Below are 4,053 nucleotides of genomic sequence, written 5' to 3' on the forward strand. Positions count from 1 at the left end.
CGGGTGAGTCGGTCTTGGAGATCCACGGCAAGCGCGCCGCCAAACTCACCAAAGCGGCCGGACGGCTCCAGACAGTGCTCGGCGACCATCAGGACAGCGTCATGGCGACCGCCCTCCTGCGCAGACTCGCGGCCACCCCGGACCGGCCCGCCGATACCGACCTCGGCTTCGAGGGTTTGCTGGAGATGGAAGAACGCATTGCCCGGAAGACGGAGAACAAAGCCCGCAAGGCAGGGAAGAAGCTTCGCCGCTTGCGGCTGCGACCCTGATCCTGGACGCGTCGAGTGCTGCATCGCCGTCGATGAAGCTGAGGACCTCGCGGCCGTGTTCGTTCATGCCCAGTGCCTGGGGGACCTCAGCGACGCCAGCATTACTTTGTGCCCTCCGAAGATGGACCGTGACGTTCCACCGCCAGCGGGCGCATCCGTGTCAGGATCAGTCATGACCGACCGCCTGATGCTCCTCGACACCGCGTCGCTGTACTTTCGCGCGTTCTACGGCGTGCCCGACACGATCCGCCGCGCCGACGGCACCCCGGTAAACGCTGTTCGCGGGCTGCTCGACATGATCGCACGGCTCACCACCGACTACGGTGCGACGCATCTCGTCGCGTGCTGGGACGACGATTGGCGCCCGCAGTGGCGGGTAGACCTCATCCCGAGCTACAAGGCGCATCGGGTCGCCGAGGAGGTGGCAGGCGCCCCCGATGTGGAGGTGGTGCCGGACGCGCTCGAGGCGCAGATTCCGATGATCCGCCGCGTGCTCGAGCTCGCCGGCATCGCCGTCGTCGGGGCTGCCGACCACGAGGCCGACGACGTCATCGGCACCTACGCCAGCCACGCCGAGCTTCCGGTCGACGTGGTGACGGGCGACCGCGACCTCTTCCAGATCGTCGACGACGCCCGTCAGGTGCGGGTGGTCTACACCGCGCGCGGCATGAAGAACCTCGAAGTCCTGACCGACGCCGACGTCGTCGGCAAGTACCGTGTGCTGCCCGTGCAGTATGCCGACTACGCGACCCTGCGCGGCGACACCTCCGACGGGCTGCCAGGCGTCGCCGGCATCGGGGAGAAGACCGCCGCGTCGCTGCTCGGCGAGTACGGCACGCTCGACGGGCTGCTCGCGGCTGCCGCGGACGCAGGGAGCGGGCTGTCCACCGCAGTGCGGTCCAAACTCGCCGCGGCGGCGGACTACCTCACGGTCGCGCCCACCGTCGTGAAGATCGTGCGAGACCTGGAACTGCCGACGCTTGAGGAGGCAGGCGCGCAGTTGCGCCCTGTCTCCGGCGGTTCGCGGGCCGAGCTTGAGCGTCTCGCCACAGAATGGAACCTCGGCGGTTCGGTCAGCCGGCTCCTTGAGGCATTCGACCTGCGTCGCTAGGGAAGTCCCTGGGGTGTGTGGGCAAATGCCGGGGCGAAGGCGCGATCCGGACCGCACCTCCGCCCTCCGGCGGCCTGTTTTCAGTGTTTCTTGAAAGCGTCCTTGACCTTTTCGCCGGCCTGCTTCAGGTCTGCTTTGACCTGATGGCTCTTGCCCTCGGCCTTCATCTTGTCGTCGCCGGTGGCTTTGCCGGCCGCCTCTTTGCCTTTGCCGTGGAGTTTCTCGGCGGCATTGTGGATCTTGTCACTCAGGCCCATGATGAACCTCCTTATTTGTGTCGCCCCCGCGACGTGAATGCCATGGAGGCCACACTTAATTGTAGGGACGGAACCGTGGAAAGCGGGGGCCGTTTGGGTTGGTCCGGGCCATTCCCGGCGTCGGGACAACAATCCAGGTCAGGCGATCACGGTTCCAGAATACAAATGCCGCCATCCGGAGTTGTTCGGGCACGGACCATTGGCAGCGGTGGCAGTGCGCCGGCAGAAGCGGCGGTGTTAGTCGGCAAGAATGCGGTAGAGCGCGCGGCGGGTGTCATCGATTACCGTCATTGCGGCACTGCGTTGTTCCTCGGTTGCCGAGAAGCGGAAGTGGTGGATGACTCCCATGAGTTTTCCGACGCTTTGGTGAAACGCCGGCCCGGATCCCTCCGGGTCGGTGTTCCAGGCGTTCCCCAGCTCCTCGGCGTGATCGGCCACGTAGGCCTTGCCCGCATCGGTGAGGGTGAACTCGGTGCGGCGGCCATCGCCTACGGGCGCAATGAGCTCTTCATCGACGAGCTGCTGGAGCGTCGGGTAGACGGACCCCGGGCTCGGACGCCAGGCGCCCGAGGTTTTTTCCGCAATGGTCTTGATCAGCCCGTAGCCGTTGGACGGTGATTCGGCCAAGAGGGACAGAATCGCCGAACGAACATCGCCCCTGCTGGCCCGCCGCGACCCGCCGGGGCCAAAACCCGGTCCGAAGCCCGGTCCGAAACCCGGTCCAAACCCGCGGCCCGGTCCGAAACCACCGTGTCCGTGGGGGCCGCGGCGGCTCCTGCCGCGCCCGAAGCGTGCCTGGGCGGGTCCGCCGTCCGTGAATTTTTCGTCATGCATGCCTTTCATAGCGGCATCGACCTTCCCAATCAGTTGAAATCAATAATGGTCGCCGATTGTTCGGCGATAATTAACGATATATCGGTGAGTATCGGCGGTCAAGAGTCGATTCACCCCGGCGTCCGCTGACTCACGGACGCTGCCAGCCGCTGCCGTACAGGTCACGGATACAGCAGGTCATCGAGCAGCCGTTGCACATGCTCGGGCCGTTCGATGTTCGCGAAGTGGCCGCAATGCGGGAGTGTCACCGTCTGGACGCGTGGGATTATCGCGGCCAGCCGGAGCAGGTCGGAGGGTGGAGTGAACACATCGCTGTCCCCGCGGATCGCCAGCACCGGACACAAAATGCCCCGCCACTGGCCAAAATCGTAGTGCGCCGCGGCCCGGGCTGCCGCGGAGAAACATGCCGGCCGGGCGTCCTCGCCAAGCCCTCTAAGCACCCCCGCGGAGATGGATGCGGGTTCTGCGAAAAACGGGGACAACAGCGGCCGCATCACGGCGGTAGACCCGATTGCACGGACCAGCGCGGGCCCTGCCGGGCCGAGGGCTGCTGCGGCGCGCATGGCCAGCAGCATGCCCAGAAACATCGGGAACCGGAACAGGCTGCGCAGTGGCTTGCCGGCCGCTTCGGACACGCCGAACGTGGTCGCCGAAATCGCGGTCACGCTGGCGGTCCGCCCGGGCCACGCCGCGGCGATGTGCAATGCCAGGAAGCCTCCCATGGAGTGGCCCACCAGGTTCCACCGCCGGTAGCCGAGCGAGGTCAAAGTACCGGTGACGGCGCGTGCCATCGCTTCGATGCTCAAATTCGCCATCCGGGCGTCCTGCGTGGACTCGCCCCAGCCCGGCAGGTCTATCAGCACCCGGTCATGTGCCGCTGCCGGGTGAAGAAGCTCCCGGAAGGACGTCCAGGAGCCCGCGGCGCCGTGGAGGTAGACATCCGCCGTCCCGGATACGGCGTGCGGGCCTCCGGTGCCTTCCTGGACATGCACCGTGCAGGGGCCCAGCTCCGTGGCAAGGGTGCGCCGCCGCAGCGTGGCAGCCCCCGTACTTGCGGTTTCCTGCTGAACACCCATGGTCACCTTCTGTTCGTGGTCTTTGAAGGTGATTCGGAGCGGCGGGGGTGCAGGACCGGACGCGAGGCTCGAGGCGGTGGAGGCCGGTGCGGATCAGGGCCTCCGAGGCCGCCGTTATCCGTGGCTCGGGGGAGGCGGTGGTCCGGCCGTCGCGGCCTGGCCGAACGTGGGGACCGTTGTCACGGATCCCACGTTCGGGAGTGCGTGGCGGGTGGCGTGCTCGATTTCGTCGTGGATTGTGGCAAGTTCGCCCAGGTCGGTGATCGTGGTCAGGGGGATGGAGACCTCGACGTGAAGCCGGTGGCCGGACCAGCGCAGCCGGGATGTTGCGCCCGCGGGGGCGTGGGCAGTGACAACCGCCGCCAGGCGTTCCGTAAGGTTCGGGTCCACGCCGTCCATGAGCCTGCGCCCGATGTCGCGAATGGTTCCCCAGAGGAGCACGGCGATGGCTGCGGAGATGAGCAGGCCCACGATCGGATCTGCAAGCGGAAATCCGAGCCATATGC

4 protein-coding genes and 2 pseudogenes are annotated in these 4,053 nt (G+C 66.7%); 2 read left to right on the top strand and 4 right to left on the bottom strand.

From position 1 onward, the window contains the following. Positions 1-269: pseudogene (locus LQV45_RS19725) on the top strand (CHAD domain-containing protein); the annotation flags it as partial. 172 nt (positions 270-441) lie between these two features. Beyond that, positions 442-1,380 carry a 5'-3' exonuclease gene (locus LQV45_RS19730; RefSeq protein ID WP_230008465.1) on the top strand — a complete coding sequence of 313 codons (939 nt, stop codon included), beginning with the start codon at positions 442-444 and terminating at the stop codon, positions 1,378-1,380. A gap of 80 nt (positions 1,381-1,460) precedes the next feature. Here LQV45_RS19730 and LQV45_RS19735 read toward each other — a convergent pair whose 3' ends face one another. The 4 genes and pseudogenes from LQV45_RS19735 to LQV45_RS19750 all read right to left on the bottom strand — a co-directional run. Continuing rightward, positions 1,461-1,637, bottom strand: a complete 177-nt coding sequence (locus tag LQV45_RS19735) for a CsbD family protein (protein ID WP_223914801.1) — start codon at positions 1,635-1,637, stop codon at positions 1,461-1,463. Positions 1,638-1,874: 237 nt separating this feature from the next. Then, on the bottom strand, positions 1,875-2,480 hold the full coding sequence (locus tag LQV45_RS19740; RefSeq protein ID WP_230008466.1) for a PadR family transcriptional regulator: 606 nt from the start codon (positions 2,478-2,480) through the stop codon (positions 1,875-1,877). A gap of 152 nt (positions 2,481-2,632) precedes the next feature. Next, positions 2,633-3,547: an alpha/beta fold hydrolase gene (locus tag LQV45_RS19745; protein ID WP_230008467.1), complete on the bottom strand. Its 915-nt coding sequence runs from the start codon at positions 3,545-3,547 to the stop codon at positions 2,633-2,635. A gap of 114 nt (positions 3,548-3,661) precedes the next feature. Then, positions 3,662-4,053: pseudogene (locus LQV45_RS19750) on the bottom strand (cation transporter); the annotation flags it as partial.

It is taken from the genome of Microbacterium sp. Bi128, assembly GCF_918698205.1.

Coding starts and splice junctions, on each gene's coding strand:
- LQV45_RS19735 (WP_223914801.1), bottom strand. CDS start 1,637: ATGGGCCTGAGTGACAAGATCCACAATGCCGCCGAGAAACTCCACGGC.
- LQV45_RS19740 (WP_230008466.1), bottom strand. CDS start 2,480: ATGAAAGGCATGCATGACGAAAAATTCACGGACGGCGGACCCGCCCAG.
- LQV45_RS19745 (WP_230008467.1), bottom strand. CDS start 3,547: ATGGGTGTTCAGCAGGAAACCGCAAGTACGGGGGCTGCCACGCTGCGG.
- LQV45_RS19730 (WP_230008465.1), top strand. CDS start 442: ATGACCGACCGCCTGATGCTCCTCGACACCGCGTCGCTGTACTTTCGC.